The organism is Pseudoalteromonas aliena SW19 (assembly GCF_014905615.1).
In the GTDB taxonomy this organism is placed as follows: Bacteria; Pseudomonadota; Gammaproteobacteria; order Enterobacterales; family Alteromonadaceae; genus Pseudoalteromonas; species Pseudoalteromonas aliena.
The window spans coordinates 61,122-79,659 of the sequence record NZ_AQGU01000027.1; the positions used below are offsets into that span (position 1 = coordinate 61,122).

The window sequence follows — 18,538 nt, forward strand, 5'->3', positions numbered from 1 at the left end:
TTATATTTCTACGACTTCCAATTCTAGTTCCTCAGCAGATAGAACGATGCCTGTGCTGTCGGCATAAATAAAGTCGTCATCAAAAAAGGATACGCCAGCAAAGTTAACACCTATAGCGTCTTCGCCTGCACCCTCACTGTCGGCTGCAACAGGAATAGAAGCAATGGCTTGAATGCCTAAATCAAGCTCTTCAAGCTCGTCTACGTGGCGCACTGCGCCGTAAACAATAATGCCATTCCAGTTATTTTCAAGTGCTAACTCGGCCAGTTCAATATCAATAAGTGCACGACGAGTTGAGCCACCGCCATCAATAAGCAGCACTAAGCCTGTACCATCTTGAGAAAGCAATTCGCGGATCAGTTCATTATTTTCAAAACATTTGACCGTTTTAATGCGGCCACCAAAGCTGTGTCGACCACCAAAGTTGATGAACATAGGCTCTAGCACGTCAACCACATCAGCAAAGTGGTCACATAAGTCAGAAGTGCTGTAATCCATTATTTTATCCTCAAAAGATACATTAATTTATACCTCAGTATACCCTCCTTATATGCAATAACAACGACTTAATCGCAGTAAATTTAGCCAAAACAAAGCCTAAATCAATAATAGCAACAATAGTGTCTTAAAAGCGTCACTCAATTGTTATTTACAACACCTAAGCTAAATCAGTGTTCATATATTATGCAGCGTGGAGTAAGTGATGGATGATAATAATATGCTTAAAAAGGTAGCTCAGGTGGATGAGCAATTATTTTTAACTCTGTTTAATTACAACTCACCTAGATGGCTTAAAGTAATAGCATTTGGGTTGTCTAAAAGCGGCGATGGTGGTTTGTACTTGCTTATGTGCGCAGCTGTTTGGTGGCTTAGCAATAACGAGCAGCACCAATTACTACCCATTACAATTTTGGTTGGCTTTGCCATAGAAAGACCCATCTATTTTTTAGCGAAAAAGAGCTTTGCCCGGGTGAGACCTTGTGATTGCTTAGTTACGAATGCGTACATAGTACCCAGTGATAAATTTAGTTTACCGTCAGGGCACAGTGCCGCCGCATTTCTTGTTGCTATTATATTGAGCAATTTTTTCCCTGAGTATGTGTGGTTGTTATTTGGCTGGGCTTCTAGTGTGGCAATTTCTCGTGTGGTCTTAGGTGTACACTTTCCTGCAGATATTATTCTCGGTGCAATTATTGGCAGTTCTTGTGGCTTATTTGCATTAGTCTTGGTGGTTCCTGTATGAAAATACTGTATGGCATTCAAGGCACTGGTAATGGTCACATAACGCGAGCTCGTGTTATGGCGAGCTGTTTTAAACAACATGGAATTGATGTTAATTATATTTTTTCAGGGCGTGCTACTAAAGACTATTTTGATATGCAGGAATTTGGACATTATAAGAGTTTTCGAGGGTTATCTTTTAACACTAAAAATGGTCAAATAAAAAGCTTACAAACAGTTAAAAATGCGCGGATTTGTGAGTTGGTTTCAGATATAAAGTCACTCGATATAAAACAGTATGATTTTATACTTAACGACTTTGAACCAATTACGGCATGGGCTGCAAAACGTGCAGGCGTTCCTGTTGTAGGAATTAGCCACCAAGCGGCGTTTTTATCAGACAGCGTGCCGATGTTCAGCCGAGGTATTTTACGTAAATCTTTAATTAAATATTATGCCCCAGCAAACACTTATCTCGGTGTTCATTGGCAGCCATTTGCAGATAATATTATTCCTCCTTTTATCGCAAACCATCAACATGGTAACCCTGTTGCAGTAATGAATAAGGTATTGGTATATTTACCATTTGAAAATTTAAATAGCATTATCGATTACTTAAAAGATTTCCCCGAAAAAGAGTTTTATTGTTACCACCCTCATGCATCAAATCAGTCAATGGGGCATATTCATTTACGTGCTCCATCGCGTGTTAGTTTTTTAAATGACTTAGCCAATACCAGTGGTGTTATTGGTAATGCAGGGTTTGAGCTGGCAAGTGAGGCGCTTAAGCTAGGTAAAAAGCTACTTTTAAAACCACTTGATGGGCAGTTTGAGCAAGGCGCGAATGCGCAAACGTTGTTATCAATGAGGATGGCGCATGTAATGAATTACTTAAACCCGCAAGCACTAGATGATTGGAATAGTGCCCCACAAAATAAACGAATTAATTATCCTAGTGATCCCACACCGTTAATTAACTGGTTGGTAAATAAGCAATGGTGTAATACGCAATCACTGCATAAAGGGCTTTGGGGAAGTGTAAATGTGTCATAGCAGAAATAAATTAAAAATTTACTCTGATAATTGAACCACTTGATCTATGCTTAGCTATACTAGAGAAGAATATTAAATATAGGCTCTTAGAATGAATTTTTTGCAGAATCTTACTATCAAACGTCGCTTGCAATTAAATGCGATTGTTGTTGGCTTAGCAATGATTGTTTTATTATGTGTGATAATTTTTGAATCACGTACCACTTTGAATTTAAATAAAACGATTCAATTGGCGGAAGAGCTTAATGTACATTCATTAGCATTACGTAACCACGAAAAAAACTTCTTGTTTTACAAGCAAGAAGATTCACTGGCTGAGTTTGAAATGAATTTTAAGCAGCTAAGCATTAAAATTACTAAGTTAAAACAATTAATGACTCAGCAGGGGATTTCTGCTGCTCAGCTTGAACGTTTTGAACAACTAATAAACAGCTATAACAACGACTTTAACACGGTTACTACGCTGCAAAAAGAGATTGGGTTGACCCCTAAAGATGGCTTATACGGAAAGCTAAGAAGTGCAGTGCACGAAGTCGAAGTACTATTAAAAGAGCAAGAAAACTACAAGCTTTTATCATCTATGTTACAACTTCGGCGCTCAGAAAAAGATTTTATGCTTAGATTTGATGATAAATATCTAGGCCGCTTTAATGAAAGTATAAATACCTTTAAGCAGCAGATTGCATCGGCTGATTTGTTAAGTAGTTATAAAACACAAATAACCCCGCTAATTGATACCTACCAAAATGAGTTTAAAACACTTGTGCAAGCGCAAACTGAATTAGGGTTAGATCTCAACTCTGGTGCGCTGGGTGTTATGCAAGAGAGCGTAAATAAAAGTGAAAAAATTGTTACTCAAATCGTTCAAGATACCAAGCTACAAGTTGAAAAAAGCGTAGAGCAAGCGCAGTTTTTAGCTATTCTCGTTTTTGTTATTGCAGGTGTTATTGTTTTAGCTTTGGTTTATTTTACTAGTCGCTCAATTATCATTCCTATTGAACGTGTTTATCATACTATAAATGATATTCGCCGCAGCAATGATCTTACTATTTTGATAGAGCAGACTGGCAAAGATGAAATCACCACGATGACAGTCGACTTCAATAGCTTAATCGGTGACTTTAAACACCTAGTTAACGATGTTAATGGGGCTTTGAATACACTTAATATTGCCACAGAGCATTTGTCAGAGAATACAGCAGCAACAAGCTCTGGTATGCAAGAGCAATTGCATGAAGCTGATATGGTGGCAACGGCAGCCACTGAGATGCAAGCAACAATTCAGGATATTTCACATAATACTGAGGCTGCGGCTAAAAAAGCTGAATCAACCAACTTGAGCGCACAGCAAGGGCGTAATGAGGTTGAGTCAACCGTTAAGCAAATTAGAGAGCTGTCTGGCTCACTGGGAGATGCATCGAGCGTTGTTTCTCAATTAGAAAAAGATGGTGAGACTATTGGATCTGTACTCGATGTGATTCGTGCCATTGCAGAACAAACCAACTTATTGGCACTTAACGCAGCGATTGAAGCTGCAAGAGCTGGTGAATATGGACGCGGTTTTGCGGTTGTAGCAGATGAAGTTCGTTCATTAGCAAAACGTACCCAAGAGTCCACAAGTGAGATTGAAGGTATAATAAGTACTTTGCAGCAGCGTACACAAGAAGTCGTCAGTATTATGCATAAGTGCCGCTCACAGGGGGACGAAAGTGCATCGCAGGCAATTAAAGCTGGCGATTTACTTGGAGCAATAACGGAAGATGTACAAACGATAATGGAAATGAGCACACAAATTGCCGTAGCCATTGATGAGCAAAGCCAAGTGGCATCAGAGGTAAATAAAAACGTAGTGCGTATACGCGATATTGCACAAAGCGCATCAGAAAATGCATCTAGCAATGCACAAACAAGTGAAGAAGTATCTCAACAATCTCGTGTGCTATTTGCCGCTATAGATAAGTTTAAGGTGTAATCAATAAGCTATTTATAACTTATAATAAACTATTAAATGGCCAATAAGGTTTAAGGAATAAACTTTATTGGCACACTATCTTTATTGTTTTTATGCTCGTTTATACGTTGTAAATATTCATCCCACAGTGCGCTTTGCTGCTCTTGTAGTTTTGCAAAATATTGCCAGCTGAATAATCCACTATTATGACCATCATCAAAGCCTAAACGAAGCGCATAGTGCCCAACGGGTTCAATACTGTTAATACTCACAGATTGCTTATTAAACACTAACTTCATCGGACCTGAACCATGTCCTTGTACTTCAGCAGATGGAGAATGGACGCGTAAAAATTCACTACTAAATACCGATTTGCTTTCGTCATCAAAGTAAATATCTACGTTTTTACTTATGCTGTGGTAATGTATTTTTGTTACGTGTTTCATTTTTATCCCATTAAAAAGCCCCCATAACGGAGGCTTTTAGTATAGGTGGTATCAATTAAAGAATGAAGCGACTTAAGTCTTCATCTTCAACCAATGCACCTAGGTGTTTTTCAACATAAGCGGCGTCAATAGTAAGTGACGAGCCTGCTTTTTCAGAAGCGTCGTATGAAATCTCTTCCATTAACTTTTCCATCACAGTATGCAAACGGCGAGCACCGATATTTTCAGTTTTTTCGTTAACTTGCCATGCCGCTTTTGCAATACGATCAATAGCATCATCACTAAACTCAACAGTTACCTGTTCAGTTTTTAGAAGCTCTCGTTGCTGCTCTGTAAGCGATGCATGAGGTTCTGTGAGAATGCGTTTGAAGTCATCAGCAGTAAGCGCTTCAAGCTCTACACGAATTGGCAGGCGACCTTGTAGCTCAGGGATCATGTCAGATGGTTTTGCCATTTGAAATGCACCAGAGGCAATAAACAACATATGGTCAGTTTTAACCATGCCGTGTTTAGTGTTTACTGTTGAACCTTCAATAAGCGGCAGTAAATCGCGCTGCACACCTTCACGGCTAACATCAGGACCTGAAGAATCACCACGCTTACAAATTTTGTCTATTTCATCAATAAACACAATACCATTTTGTTCTACTGCAAAAATAGCTTGTTCTTTTAGCTCTTCAGGGTTCACTAATTTCGCGGCTTCTTCTTCCGTTAATAGTTTGAAGGCTTCTTTGATTTTTAGCTTACGTTTAGTGCGTTTGTCGCCACCCATGTTTTGAAACATGCTTTGCAGCTGGTTGGTCATATCTTCCATACCAGGGGGCGCCATAATCTCTACGTTTGGCTGTGTTTGAGCTAAATCAATTTCAATTTCTTTATCATCTAGCTGGCCTTCACGTAGTTTTTTACGAAACGTTTGACGTGTTGAGGAGTTATCATCACGCTGTGTTTCGCCGTATTGATCTTTAACAGGAGGAAGCAAGGCATCTAAAATACGCTCTTCGGCCGCTTCTTCTGCGAGATGTTTAAATTTTTTGGTTTGCTGCTCACGAGTCATTTTAATCGACACGTCGACTAAATCACGGATGATCGTATCAACTTCTTTACCAACATAGCCAACTTCGGTGAATTTTGTCGCTTCTACTTTAATGAATGGCGCATTCGCTAATTTTGCTAAACGGCGTGCAATTTCTGTTTTACCTACGCCAGTTGGGCCAATCATTAGAATGTTTTTAGGTGTCACTTCACCACGTAAATCTTCATTAAGTTGCATACGGCGCCAGCGATTGCGAAGTGCAATAGCCACTGCTTTTTTTGCATTCGCTTGGCCAATAATGTGTTGATCTAGTTCGTGAACAATTTCTCTTGGGGTCATTGCAGACATAGCGGTTCCTATTATAATTCTTCGATGGTTTGGAAATTATTAGTGAATACGCAGATATTGCCTGCAATAGTTAAGCTTTTTTCGACGATTTCACGAGCGCTTAAGTCGGTATTTTCTAATAAGGCTGTTGCTGCAGATTGGGCAAAATTACCGCCACTGCCGATGGCGATTAGATCATTCTCTGGCTGCACCACATCACCGTTACCGGTAATAATAAGAGATGCAGTTTCATCTGCTACAGCGAGCAATGCTTCGAGTTTTCGAAGAGCCCGATCGCTGCGCCAGTCCTTAGCCATTTCGACCGCTGCTTTGGTGAGGTTGCCTTGGTGCATTTCTAATTTACTTTCAAAGCGTTCGAAAAGGGTAAAGGCATCAGCAGTACCGCCGGCAAAGCCAGCAATTACTTTGCCATTATAAAGGCGTCTAACTTTACGGGCGTTGCCTTTCATTACGGTGTTACCAAGAGATACTTGGCCGTCACCGCCGATTACAACTTTGTCGCCGCGGCGTACACTTACGATAGTAGTCATGTTATTCCTCATCATCGAGCTGTAGAGACAACTCGTAAAAAACGATTATGATGAGGTTATATGGGTGAATGGTTTATTTTCAAGTCCAGTTCCAAATTCCGCAGCTGACTATATTCACACGTTTAAGCTTGTTTTTATCACTTTCGGCTTGGCGTTTGGTTTTATAAGGCCCTAAACGCACCTTGTGCCAAGTGCCTTCTTGCTTAATTTCAGATATAAGTCCTGCAAATGCAATTTTAGCTTTGAGTGATTCGGCTTGGGCGTGGGTTTTAAATGAACCACATTGCATAACGTAAGGACCTTTTTGCTCAAGCTGTTTTACCTCAACTTGAATTTCGTGGTTTCTAATTTCTTTAATAAATGCGGGCGTACGTGGGATAACCACTTCGACTTTTTTTTCAGCTGTCGTCGGGTTAGCCTGCTTTTCTACCAGCTTAGGATCGGCGTTACTTTTAATAAACCATAACCCGTAGACGAAACCGCCTACAAGTAAAAGAGCAATGCTCACTAAAAAAATCGGAAATGGTTTTTTCGCAGGTGCTTGCTTATTGTTTTTTCTGTTTGCTGGTTTTTTGTTAATGTAATCGTGCTGTGCCATAGCGTTATTTTGGCCTTAACCTAAATCATGTCTATAGGGTCTACGTCTAAGCTCCAGCGGACTTTTTGTGCGAGTTTGCTTGAGCTTAAATAATCAACCATTTGCGCAAGATATTGGTGCAGTATGCGGCGATCTTGCGCTTGAATATGTAACTGAAAACGATACATACCTGCGACCCTTTCTAGAGGCGCAGGTATCGGGCCGAGCAATTGTATACCAGATACCCCATTGACTGGAACCAAATCAGTCAAAAAGTCGACGACTTGCTTAATGCTATGTCCTTGAGCACGAACAATAGCCATATTTGTAATTGGAGGGAGATCGGCATCATCGCGTTCACTCAGTGCAAAGCGAGCAAAGTCTTGATATCCATTGTTAACCAAGTCTTGTAAAAGTGGATGCTCAGGAAAGTGGGTCTGCAATAGTACTTGGCCAGGTTCTCCAGAGCGCCCAGCACGTCCTGCTACTTGTGTAACAAGCTGAGCTAAATGTTCGGTTGCTCTAAAGTCACAGGAGTATAAACCGCTATCTACATCTAAAATAAGCACCAAGCTGACATCTGCAAAGTGATGACCTTTGGCAAGCATTTGTGTGCCAACTAAAATACGTGCTCCCCCTAAGTTAATTTCATCAAGTGCTTTTTCAAGACTCCCTTTACGACGAGTTGAATCGCGATCAATGCGCGTGATCGGCGTATCAGGGAACTCAGTTGATAAAAACTCTTCTATTTGCTCTGTACCTTTGCCGTTGGGGAATATTTGCGTACTGCCACAATCAGGACATTGATGAGGCACCGGGTATTGATCGCCACAATGGTGGCAAATCATTTGACCAATCGCTTTGTGAAACGTTGCGCTAGTGCTACAGCGTTTACACTCGCTTAGCCAGCCGCATTCATGACAAATAAGCGTGGGCGAAAAGCCTCGGCGATTTAAAAATACCATCACCTGTTTACCACGATTTAAATGCTGACGCATAGTGGCAAGGCTTGCATGGGCTATACCAGCTTGATCGGGCTGGCCTTTCATGTCGAGTAATTTGAATTGGTTGTCGGTCGCGGTTTGTGCACGCTCAGTTAGGCTCAATAGCTGATATTTATTATTAATCGCTTTGTGAAGTGTTTCAAGCGCGGGCGTAGCACTGCCTAATATGAGTGGAATTTTATGCTGAAATGCTCTGTATGCGGCTAAATCACGAGCATGATAGCGAAGGGTATCTTGCTGCTTAAATGAAGAGTCGTGTTCTTCATCAACCACTATCATACCGAGTTGCAAAAAGGGCAGAAAGATACTCGAGCGAGTGCCTATTACGATTGCACAGCTGCCTTTTTCGCAAAATCGCCATGTTTGGAGTCTTTCGTTATCGGTCAGGGCTGAATGCCAAAGCATAATGGGTGTATCAGGAAAGCGGCGACGAAAGCGATTAACTGTCTGGGGGGTTAAACCTATTTCGGGAACTAATACGAGGGCTTGCTCACCACGCTTTAATACCTCTTCAAGGCACTGTAAATATACTTCAGTTTTACCACTGCCTGTCACACCTTCCAATAAAAAGCTGCTAAAGCCTTTGCTTTGATTAATCGCCGTACAGGCAACCGCTTGCTCTTTATTAAGAATTGGTTTGCTACCCACTTTGGGGGTAATGCTTTGCCATTGGTTATCGTGTTCGATAGTTTGTGTGACAAGTTCTTTATCAATGAGGCTATCGATGGTTTTTTTGCTAAAGCCTAAGGCTTTTAGTTCAGTTAAAGACGACTTACCTGATTGTGATAACTGCTTCAATAAGTTGAGTTGAGTTTTGGCTTTTAATGACGGTACTTTAGCGCCTTTTTCGGTAAGCATTACCATGTTAATGCTTGTTTTGTCTGGTGATTCACCTTGGCGTAGTGCACTAGGCAGGGCTATATGAATCGTTTCGCCCAAAGGGTAGCAATAATAACGAGCGGTAAAGCTAAGAAGCGCTAAGTGTTGCGTAGATAAAATAGGAGCATCGTCAATGACTTCAAGAATACTTTTAATTTTATTTTCAGGAACTTCAGTGCTGGTTTTTAAAGCTAATATAACGGCCACTTTACGTTGGTTGCCAAAAGGGACTAAAACACGCATTCCAGGCTTTAGATCCGAAACCAAGCCTGAGAGCTGTTCATCTACTTTATAATCAAAGGTGCGCGGTAACGGGACTTTTATAGCAACTTCAACAAAACGCATAACAACTCAACTAATAAAATTAATGGTGTAATGTACTAAATATACGGTTAAAAACCTACTAGCAAATTATAACCGTTTTATTATTTGATTACTTTTTTAGCAAAAAATATAATTAAACCTTGTGTGCTTGGTAGTTGTTGGATAAAATCCGCCACCAACAAATTTGTTTTAACGACGTATGGTACCAAACTACGGGTTTGGAGAGCGATGCGGCCTTAACTAGAGGTTTCTATGAAAGAAGGTATTCACCCTAAGTACGAAGTAATTTCAGCAACATGTTCATGCGGAAATGAATTCGAAACAAGCTCTACTCTTTGTAAAAACATTCACTTAGACGTATGTTCTGCGTGTCATCCGTTTTACACTGGTAAGCAAAAAGTTTTAGACACTGGCGGACGTGTTGATCGTTTCAACAAGCGTTTCGGTGCACTTGGTAGCAAGAAGTAATTTTTTCTATTTAGTTAAAGGAAGCACCTTAGGGTGCTTTTTTTATGTCTAAAATTCATCTTTTATTTACTTTTCCTGCCTATTTTGACGTTATCTTCTTTGCATAACTATTTCCTGTTCTTATTCTGAGTATGCATAAACCTTTGCAGACAAAGTACGCAATAGTCTCTATATTTTGAAGTGTTCAATTTTTAACTAAGTTGTTAAATGTAGCTAACGTGAAGATAAATGTTTTTAAAGTAGAGTATTAAGCTGTTTATAGTTATTTATACTAAAAATTTGACAGTCGTTTTTAGAGAAAACGACTCGCGGCTAAAAGTACCTCTAAAATTCTTTTTATATGAATTTCTATTTATGAAATGTCAGTATATCTTCGCAAAGTTACTGAAAAACCTCTTAAAATCAATGAATCTAGCATATAACAGGATAGACCTGATATTGCTTGGAATTTAAAAATAATAAGGGTATCGTAACCCAGACAACACCTCTCACTTTAACTTAAATTGCAGGATACAATCGCGTTATGTCAGACTTTCGTGAACAAGCACTACATTACCATTCTCATCCCGTTCCAGGAAAAATCAGCATTGAGCTAACCAAGCCTGCCGAAACGGTTCAAGATTTAGCCCTAGCATATAGCCCAGGTGTTGCTGAACCTGTGCGTGAAATTGCTGCTGATCCTGCAAATGCTTATAAATATACCGGTAAAGGTAATATGGTTGCGGTCATTACTAATGGTACTGCAATTTTAGGTCTGGGTAATTTAGGGCCACTCGCATCTAAACCCGTAATGGAAGGCAAGGCTTTATTATTTAAGCGTTTTGCAGGCCTAGATTCGATTGATATTGAAGTTAAGCACCGTACTACCGAAGACTTTATAAATACAGTTGCAAATATAGCAGATACATTTGGTGGTATTAATCTCGAAGATATTAAAGCACCAGAGTGTTTTGAAATCGAAAAAGCGTTAATTGAGCGCTGTAGCATTCCAGTTTTTCATGACGATCAACACGGCACCGCCATTGTTACCGCAGCAGGTATGCTTAATGCGCTTGAGGTACAGGGAAAGTCAATTGAAGATGCGACTATTGTTTGTTTAGGGGCCGGTGCCGCTGCTGTTGCGTGTATGGAGTTACTAATTAAGTGTGGTGCACTACGCGAGCATATCTATATGTTAGATCGCAAAGGGGTTATTCACACACGCCGTGATGATTTAAATGAGTACAAGCAATTGTTTGCCAATAATACCGATAAACGTACGTTGCAAGATGTAATTGCAGACGCAGATGTATTTGTTGGTGTATCGGGACCTAATTTATTAGGTGCTGAAGATTTAAAGTTAATGGCTGATAAGCCGGTTGTGTTTGCGTGCTCAAACCCAGATCCTGAAATAGATCCTGCACTCGCACACAGCGCACGTAGCGATTTAATTATGGCAACAGGGCGCTCTGATTACCCTAATCAGGTTAACAATGTTTTATGTTTCCCGTTTATTTTCCGTGGCGCACTTGATGTTCGTGCAAGCGCGATAAACGACGAAATGAAAATAGCCGCAGTAGAAGCTATTCGCAGTATTGCTAAAGAGCCTGTACCGGCTGAAGTATTAAAAGCCGCAGGTGTAGATAAGTTAGAATTTGGCGCTCATTATATTATTCCAAAGCCGATGGACCCACGTTTACTTCCACGTATAGCAAGAGCGGTTGCTCTTGCTGCTGTTGAGTCGGGTGTAGCGCGTATTGAGCTACCTGAAAACTATATGCAGTAAAGTATGCAGTAAAGTATGCAGTAAAGTATGCAGTAAAGTATGCAGTAAAATATGCAGTAAAATTCAGTTATAAAAAAACCTCAGTAATTACTGAGGTTTTTTATGTTTTTTAAACGCTTAATCTTCATTTAAAACAGGTACTTCAAGCCCCATTTCTTGCATTATTTTTTTCACTTCTTCAGGTACTTTTTCGGCATTATCTTTACGTAAATCGTCGTCATTAGGTAAAGGTTGGCCTGTAAATGCATGTAAAAAAGCTTCGCATAATAGTTCACTGTTTGTCGCATGGCGTAGGTTACTAATTTGACGACGTGTACGTTCATCAGTTAATACTTTTAATACATTTAGTGGGATCGAAACGGTGATCTTTTTAACTTGTTCTGATTTTTTACCGTGTTCTGCGTATGGGTGAATATACTCACCATTCCATTTAGCCATAAGATGTATCGTTGCCTCAGATTATTAATTGCTCACACAAGATAAAAGCGTGTGAATATGCGTGAAATTCTATCGATTTAAAAAAGATAGTCAAATACTTGTTATTTAGCCATCTAGCGGTTTAAATGTTTTGACTTCTTAAATTGAATAAACTACTCTTTTAGACGTCTAAACATCCAAATTAATTAGGTGACAAGTATGAGTGGAAAAAATAAAGCAACTATTGCAGTGCGTAGCGGTATAGAGGCTGATAAACAGCATGGTGCAGTGGTGGCTCCACTCTATTTGTCGACAACGTATTCGTTTGCTGATTTTGATACTAAGCGCCAATATGATTACGGCCGTAGCGGTAATCCTAATCGTGATATTTTAGCTGAAACGCTTGCAGAGCTCGAAGGTGGGGCGCGTGGCATTATTACAGCTACAGGCATGGCTGCTGTGCATTTAGCTACGCAGCTACTTAATCACGACGATACATTGGTGATCCCACACGACTGTTACGGTGGTAGTTATCGTTTATTTACTTCATTACAAAAGCGCGGCTTATTAAAACTTAAAGTTTTAGACTTAACTAAACAACAGAGCCTTGATCAAATATTAGAGATTAAACCAAAATTAATTTGGATAGAAACACCCAGTAACCCAGTATTACGTTTAACTGATATTAAAGCGGTCACTGAAATTGCAAAACAATGCGGTGCATTGGTTGCAGCAGATAACACATTTTTGTCACCAGCATTACAAAACCCAATTAAATTTGGAGTAGACATTGTCGTGCACTCTACAACTAAGTATATCAATGGCCATTCGGATGTTGTTGGTGGTGCAGTCATAACCGCAACACAAGCACTGGGTGATGAACTTGCTTGGTGGGCAAATAATATTGGTATTACAGGGGCACCTTTTGATAGCTACTTAACATTACGAGGTTTGCGTACCTTAAATATCCGTTTAAAACAGCACCAAGAAAACGCATTAGCAATTGCTAAGTATCTTGAAGAATCTGAGTTTGTTAGCCAAGTTTATTATCCAGGTCTTGAGTCGCATCCTCAACATGAATTAGCGAAAGCACAGCAGCTTGGTTTTGGTGGCATGGTTAGCTTTGATATTAAAGGCGACATACACGATGCGGCTGCATTTTTAACAAGCTTAAAAGAGTTTAGTTTAGCTGAGTCATTAGGGGGAGTGGAGAGTCTAATTTGCCACCCTGCGACAATGACTCATGCAGGAATGGAAGAAGAAGCACGCTTAGAAGCGGGGGTGGGCGATACGCTTATCCGTATTTCGGTTGGTATTGAAGATATACATGATTTACTTGCAGACTTTGATCGCGTATTTAATCTTGTTAAACCAGGGTATAAAAAGAACGAAAGTCACGCAGGGAAAAGGGCTGGCGTTTCTAATAACAATGTTAAATTAAGTGCTGCTCATCCGGCACTTTGGTGATTAAAATGGATTGGTACAATATGGTTAACTGTGTACATAAATTTGGCGGTTCGAGCTTAGGGTCGGCCGAACGTTATCAAAGTGTGGCAAAAATTATTTTAGGGCACACTCAACTAGGTGATTGTGTGGTTGTGTCGGCATCAGGTAAAACAACCGATACCTTAGTAACTTTGTGGCAAAGCTATCAACAAAAAGACACGCAAGCTGTTGCTGATATTGTGTTGCAGTTGAGTAATCATCAAGGTGATTTAATTGAACAATTACTGCGCGCAGATGTTAAGCGCAATGCATTACATACATTAAACGAAGAGTTAAATTTAATCGCTGAGCTTGCTCAAAATGGACAGTTACAAGAATCTGCATTGCTTGCTCATGGGGAATTATGGTCGGCGCGTTTATTGGCCGCTTATTTACAGCAGCTTAATGTTGAAGCTTGCCTGCAAGATGCCAGAAATCTGTTTATCTTAAATGACGGGCAATTATTACATGCGCAAAATATTCAACAATGTAGTGAGTTAATTGCCAGTAATAAAATTAATGTCGTCACTGGGTTCATTGCGTCCAACAGCCTTGGTGATACCGTAACGCTTGGGCGTAATGGCAGCGATTACAGCGCGACTTTATTAGCAAGTTACTGTAATGCAAAGCACGTAAGTATCTGGACTGATACGCAAGGTATATTTAGCGCCGATCCCCGTAAAGTAAATAAAGCGATTAAGTACGCAAAAGTGTGTCGCGGGCAAGCGAATTTGCTAGCCAGATTAGGCAATCCTGTTTTGCATGCAAAAACACTATCCCCACTTAAAAATACCGACATAAAACTTGCTGTGCGCAGTAGTTACGATGTACAAGCCAGCCAAACCGATATAGTTAAAGAAGGCTGTGTAAAACAAAAGCGTTTTATAACAACCTTACAGAATGTCGATTTATTAGTTATTGAAGGTCTGAGTGAAGGTGAGGTTACTCATGTTAGCCAGCTTATTCAGCACAGCCTTCATCATTTTAGTCAAAATGGAGATACGTATTTAGTGGTACCAGCAGCTTCAACGTATCAGGTAGTAAGCTACTTCGCTGGCAGAGCGAATATTAGTGAATCGAATTTAAATGGTTGTGCGGTTTTAGCTCCTGAGCAGGACGTAAATACGTTAGCTTTACATGCCCTTGATTTACTCAACCTACAAAGTATTCAGCCTCGTTTTGTACATCAAGGTGATGGCTATGTATTACTACTGACAGATCAATTAATTGATAGTGATATTTTAAGTATATTACACGATAAGCTTATTAATAAAGGGCAAGAAGTTGCGCTGATAGTGGCAGGGCTGGGTAATGTCGGTGAAGTATTTATTGAGCAGCTATCTACTCAACTCGATCGTTTATCGGATAACTTTAGCGTCAAACTTGTGGGGTTAGTGCGCTCGACACAGATGCTATTTAATGCCAGTGGTATCAATACAGTACAATGGAAAACTCAATGGCAACATGAAGCAAATAACTACAATGAACATGATTTATTGAGCGCGATCAATGAGCTAGATTATGAGCATAAAGTAGTTGTTGATATAACCGCCAGTGAAAAATTTAGTGCGTTATATACTGATCTTGTTGAACGCAATTGCCATTTAATTAGCGCTAATAAATATGCAGGAACAGCTCCAACTATTTGGTATGAATCACTGTGTAAAAGCATTACAGAAAAAAACTTGCATTGGCGCTATAACACAAGTGTTGGAGCTGGTTTACCAATTAACTTTGCACTCGCTGATTTACAAAATAGTGGCGACAAAATTACGCGCATAGAAGGTGTTTTCTCAGGGACATTATCGTGGTTATGTAGTAAATATGATGGTTCAAAAGCATTTTCTGATTTAGTGCTCGAAGCACAAAATATGGGCTTTACAGAGCCTGACCCTAGAGAGGATTTATCGGGTCGAGATATGCAGCGCAAGTTGCTGATTTTAGCGCGTGAGCTGGGCATTAAATTAGACCTTGACGATATAGCGTTATCGGCACTTATGCCCGATGAGCTGGCTCAAGGTAGTTGGAATGATTTTATTGATCAAAAAGATCAGTTAGATGAATTTATAAAAGCGCATGCCCATAAAGCGCAATTAGAGAATTCAGTTCTTCGTTACACGGGGTTATTAGAAATAAATCAAGGTAAAGTAACCGCGAAGGTTGGTATCAGTTATGTAGCAAAAGGCAATGCTTTGGCGAACTTAACACCTGGCGACAATATATTTGTAATTAACAGTCAATGGTACAGCGATAACGCGTTAGTTATTCAGGGTCCAGGTGCTGGAAAGGAAGTTACAGCAGCTGGCATTCACTCAGATTTATATTGGCTGATGCAAAATTTAAAGTGATAGCATATAGTCAAAAGCAAACAGGCAGCTAAATTAGCTGCCTGTTTATTTGCGAAAGTAACCTAAAATAGCTCTTCTTCAGTTTTAGTCTCTTCTTCAAAAATATCAGTTGGCTGCGAAAGTACGTATTTCGTTGGTGCAGTGCCTTTATCAAAGTATTCAAACCGGCTGGTATAGTCATTTTTATGGCTTAACAAGCCAGTCGCTAAATCAATTCGAATTGAAATAAGACCTTCAGGTGGCTCTATCGGCGCCTCTGGTACGCCCTCAAGTGCGGCTTTCATGAATTCAATCCATGCTGGTTGAGCTGTTTTTGCTCCAGACTCAGCTCCTGATATTTGACTACTATCAAGATTATTATTGTATGTTGAACGACCTAAAGGGTTTCCAGGGTTGTCAAAGCCAACCCAAACAGAGGTTAGCGCATTTTTATTAAATCCACTAAACCAAGTATCAACGGAGTTATTAGTCGTGCCTGTTTTGCCAGAAAGATCGCGGCGATCTAATGCTTGAGCACGCCACCCCGTACCGCTCCAGCCAGTTTTTTGCGCCCAACTACCTCCGCCCCAAATACCACTGTGCATAGCGTCAGCAATTAAAAATGCATTTTGCTTAGAAATAATACGTGGCGCACATTGTGTGATTTGGTTAGTTTCATTCTCATTATTTTGAGTTGTAAAGTTAGTAGGGATAGTTGTTGCTTTATTCATTTCTTCATCGCATACAACAACAGGGTTTGTTTTAAATAATATATTGCCGTAGGGGTCTTGAATTTCAGAGATAAAATAAGGTTCTATTAGGTGCCCACCATTGGCAAATGCACTCATACCACGGGCTAGTTCAAGTGGAGTTATTGATGCACTACCTAGTGCTAATGATTCACTGCGGTTTATATCTTCATCTTTAAAGCCAAATTTTAGTAAGTGATCGGCGGTACGTTGCAGCCCTACACCACGAAGCAAACGTACGGAAATAACGTTTTTAGATTGTGCTAAAGCGCGGCGAATACGAATCGGTCCATTATAAATAGCGGGGCTGTTTTCTGGGCGCCATGCTACGCCTTGCCCCTTATCCCATAAATTTATAGGCGCATCATTTAATATAGACGCTAAGGTGTAACCCTTTTCAAGCGCTGCCGAATAAATGAAAGGTTTAATGTTTGAACCCACTTGGCGTTTAGCTTGCACCGCTCGGTTATATTGGCTCTGCTCAAAACTGTAACCACCTACAATTGCTTTAATGCGTCCGTCTTGAGGATTGAGCGATACAATCGCACTTGATGGCTCAGGTATTTGGCTTAGCAAATAACTGTCGTCATTATTTTTACGAAGCCATATTTGCATACCTGGTGCTAGGATGTCGGTCGCCGCTTTTGGTGCAAAGCTCTGGCGGTAACGCGTAATGTATTTACGCGCCCATTTTAAATTATCCCAAGTAAGTGTGCTTTGCGTACCATTTTTGAGAATAACATCAGCTGTTTTTTCATTAACAGCAACTACAACCGCGATTTTTAGAGAGCCTAGTTCTTGTACGTTTTGTAGCTCATTAATAATTTGTGATTTGCTAAGTACTGATTGAGTTTCTTGCTCCCACAACACCTTTACAGGGCCTCTAAAGCCATGTCGCATATCATAGTTGTGCAAATTATTGATCAGTGCTGTTTGTGCTGCTTGTTGTACTTTAGATTCAACCGTTGTAAAAATTTTATAGCCAGAATTATACGCTTTATCAATTCCGTAACGGGCAACCATCTCTGCACGTACCATCTCAGATATATAAGGTGCATATAAATCAATTTCTGCCCCATGAAAATAAGCGGTTATAGGTTGATTTGTTGCGTCATTATATTCGGACTGCGTTATGTACTTTTCTGTCAGCATGCGGCCAAGTACTACATTACGACGAGACTTTGCACGTGTGGGGTTACGAATAGGATTGAGTGCTGACGGTGCTTTAGGTAAACCTGCGATCATTGCCATTTGTGCAAGTGTTAAATCTTTTAATTCTTTTCCGTAATACACTTGTGCGGCGGCACCAATACCAAATGCACGATTGCCTAATTCTATTTTGTTTAGATAAAGTTCAAGGATTTCATCTTTTGTTAATATATTTTCTATATGTAGCGCAATAAATATTTCTTTAACTTTACGGATATACGCTTTTTCGCGGGTAAGGAAAAAGTTACGCGCTAATTGCATTGTTATTGTACTAGCACCTTGTTTTTTCTCACCAGTAGAAATAAGTACTAACGCCGAGCGTACTATTCCGATAGGATCTATACCAATGTGGCTGTAAAACCGATTATCTTCTGTTGCTAAAAAAGCATTGATTAAAGGTGTTGGTATTTCGTTTATAGTAACGGGAATACGTCGTTTTTCGCCAAATTGATTTATTAAAAGCCCATCTTTAGTGAATACTTGCATGGGGGTTTGCAGTTGCACGTCTTTCAAAACTTGAACGCTAGGGATATCCGATTTAACGTAATAATAAAGGCTGATTAAAGTGATCAGTCCAAGTAACGTGCAAATGATAAAAAATTGTAAAGTTCGTTTTAATAAAATCACTTATATTTCCCTAAATTGACTCCCAATTATGCATGGAGACTGCTAGTATATATTGATTAAAAAATGAATAATATTTTTTCAGATAAAAATTATAACTTGTTTATTATTAAAACAAAGGTCAA

At 39.8% G+C, this 18,538-nt stretch carries 15 protein-coding genes; 7 read left to right on the forward strand and 8 right to left on the reverse strand.

Annotation, left to right across the window (positions count from 1 at the left end; genetic code table 11):
• Nucleotides 1-498 (reverse strand): ribonuclease E activity regulator RraA, encoded by a 498-nt coding sequence (rraA, locus tag PALI_RS13585; RefSeq protein ID WP_138584618.1) that lies wholly within the window; start codon nucleotides 496-498, stop codon nucleotides 1-3.
• 205 nt (nucleotides 499-703) lie between these two features.
• Between rraA and PALI_RS13590 the strand changes: the two genes are divergently transcribed.
• The 3 genes from PALI_RS13590 (at nucleotide 704) to PALI_RS13600 (ending at nucleotide 4,246) form a co-directional block, all read left to right on the forward strand.
• Nucleotides 704-1,243, forward strand: a complete 540-nt coding sequence (locus PALI_RS13590) for a phosphatase PAP2 family protein (RefSeq protein WP_193156173.1) — start codon at nucleotides 704-706, stop codon at nucleotides 1,241-1,243.
• Nucleotides 1,240-2,274 carry an MJ1255/VC2487 family glycosyltransferase gene (locus PALI_RS13595; RefSeq protein ID WP_193156174.1) on the forward strand — a complete coding sequence of 345 codons (1,035 nt, stop codon included), beginning with the start codon at nucleotides 1,240-1,242 and terminating at the stop codon, nucleotides 2,272-2,274. The genes PALI_RS13590 and PALI_RS13595 overlap by 4 nt, the downstream gene beginning before the upstream one ends.
• Before the next feature lie 91 nt (nucleotides 2,275-2,365).
• On the forward strand, nucleotides 2,366-4,246 hold the full coding sequence (locus PALI_RS13600; RefSeq protein ID WP_193156175.1) for a methyl-accepting chemotaxis protein: 1,881 nt from the start codon (nucleotides 2,366-2,368) through the stop codon (nucleotides 4,244-4,246).
• A 50-nt stretch (nucleotides 4,247-4,296) separates the two neighbouring features.
• Here PALI_RS13600 and PALI_RS13605 read toward each other — a convergent pair whose 3' ends face one another.
• From PALI_RS13605 to priA, 5 genes are all read right to left on the reverse strand, one after another.
• Entirely contained in the window at nucleotides 4,297-4,671 is a 375-nt protein-coding gene (locus tag PALI_RS13605) for a gamma-butyrobetaine hydroxylase-like domain-containing protein (protein ID WP_138584622.1), read from the reverse strand.
• Between the two features lie 55 nt (nucleotides 4,672-4,726).
• On the reverse strand, nucleotides 4,727-6,055 hold the full coding sequence (gene hslU, locus PALI_RS13610) for an HslU--HslV peptidase ATPase subunit (protein WP_193156176.1): 1,329 nt from the start codon (nucleotides 6,053-6,055) through the stop codon (nucleotides 4,727-4,729).
• An 11-nt stretch (nucleotides 6,056-6,066) separates the two neighbouring features.
• Entirely contained in the window at nucleotides 6,067-6,585 is a 519-nt protein-coding gene (gene hslV / locus PALI_RS13615) for an ATP-dependent protease subunit HslV (protein ID WP_002958366.1), read from the reverse strand.
• Nucleotides 6,586-6,664: 79 nt separating this feature from the next.
• Nucleotides 6,665-7,183, reverse strand: a complete 519-nt coding sequence (locus tag PALI_RS13620; RefSeq protein WP_077536212.1) for an SPOR domain-containing protein — start codon at nucleotides 7,181-7,183, stop codon at nucleotides 6,665-6,667.
• Nucleotides 7,184-7,203: 20 nt separating this feature from the next.
• Nucleotides 7,204-9,390 carry a primosomal protein N' gene (priA, locus tag PALI_RS13625; protein WP_193156177.1) on the reverse strand — a complete coding sequence of 729 codons (2,187 nt, stop codon included), beginning with the start codon at nucleotides 9,388-9,390 and terminating at the stop codon, nucleotides 7,204-7,206.
• A gap of 231 nt (nucleotides 9,391-9,621) precedes the next feature.
• Here priA and rpmE point away from each other — a divergent pair, with 231 nt between their 5' ends.
• Both rpmE and PALI_RS13635 read left to right on the forward strand, forming a co-directional pair.
• Complete coding sequence (gene rpmE, locus PALI_RS13630; protein ID WP_007377245.1) at nucleotides 9,622-9,837, forward strand: 50S ribosomal protein L31; 216 nt, start codon at nucleotides 9,622-9,624, stop codon at nucleotides 9,835-9,837.
• Nucleotides 9,838-10,360: 523 nt separating this feature from the next.
• Entirely contained in the window at nucleotides 10,361-11,602 is a 1,242-nt protein-coding gene (locus tag PALI_RS13635) for a malic enzyme-like NAD(P)-binding protein (RefSeq protein WP_193156178.1), read from the forward strand.
• A gap of 117 nt (nucleotides 11,603-11,719) precedes the next feature.
• Here the strand turns inward: PALI_RS13635 and metJ are convergent, their stop codons facing one another.
• Nucleotides 11,720-12,040 carry a met regulon transcriptional regulator MetJ gene (metJ, locus tag PALI_RS13640; RefSeq protein WP_077536207.1) on the reverse strand — a complete coding sequence of 107 codons (321 nt, stop codon included), beginning with the start codon at nucleotides 12,038-12,040 and terminating at the stop codon, nucleotides 11,720-11,722.
• 198 nt (nucleotides 12,041-12,238) lie between these two features.
• On the opposite strand from metJ, the gene metB reads away from it, so the two are divergent.
• Entirely contained in the window at nucleotides 12,239-13,486 is a 1,248-nt protein-coding gene (gene metB / locus PALI_RS13645) for a cystathionine gamma-synthase (RefSeq protein WP_193156179.1), read from the forward strand.
• Nucleotides 13,487-13,506: 20 nt separating this feature from the next.
• On the forward strand, nucleotides 13,507-15,852 hold the full coding sequence (metL, locus tag PALI_RS13650) for a bifunctional aspartate kinase/homoserine dehydrogenase II (protein ID WP_193156367.1): 2,346 nt from the start codon (nucleotides 13,507-13,509) through the stop codon (nucleotides 15,850-15,852).
• Between the two features lie 62 nt (nucleotides 15,853-15,914).
• On the opposite strand, the gene PALI_RS13655 is transcribed toward metL, so the two are convergent.
• Nucleotides 15,915-18,416, reverse strand: a complete 2,502-nt coding sequence (locus PALI_RS13655) for a penicillin-binding protein 1A (RefSeq protein WP_193156180.1) — start codon at nucleotides 18,414-18,416, stop codon at nucleotides 15,915-15,917.
• Nucleotides 18,417-18,538: the final 122 nt, after the last annotated feature.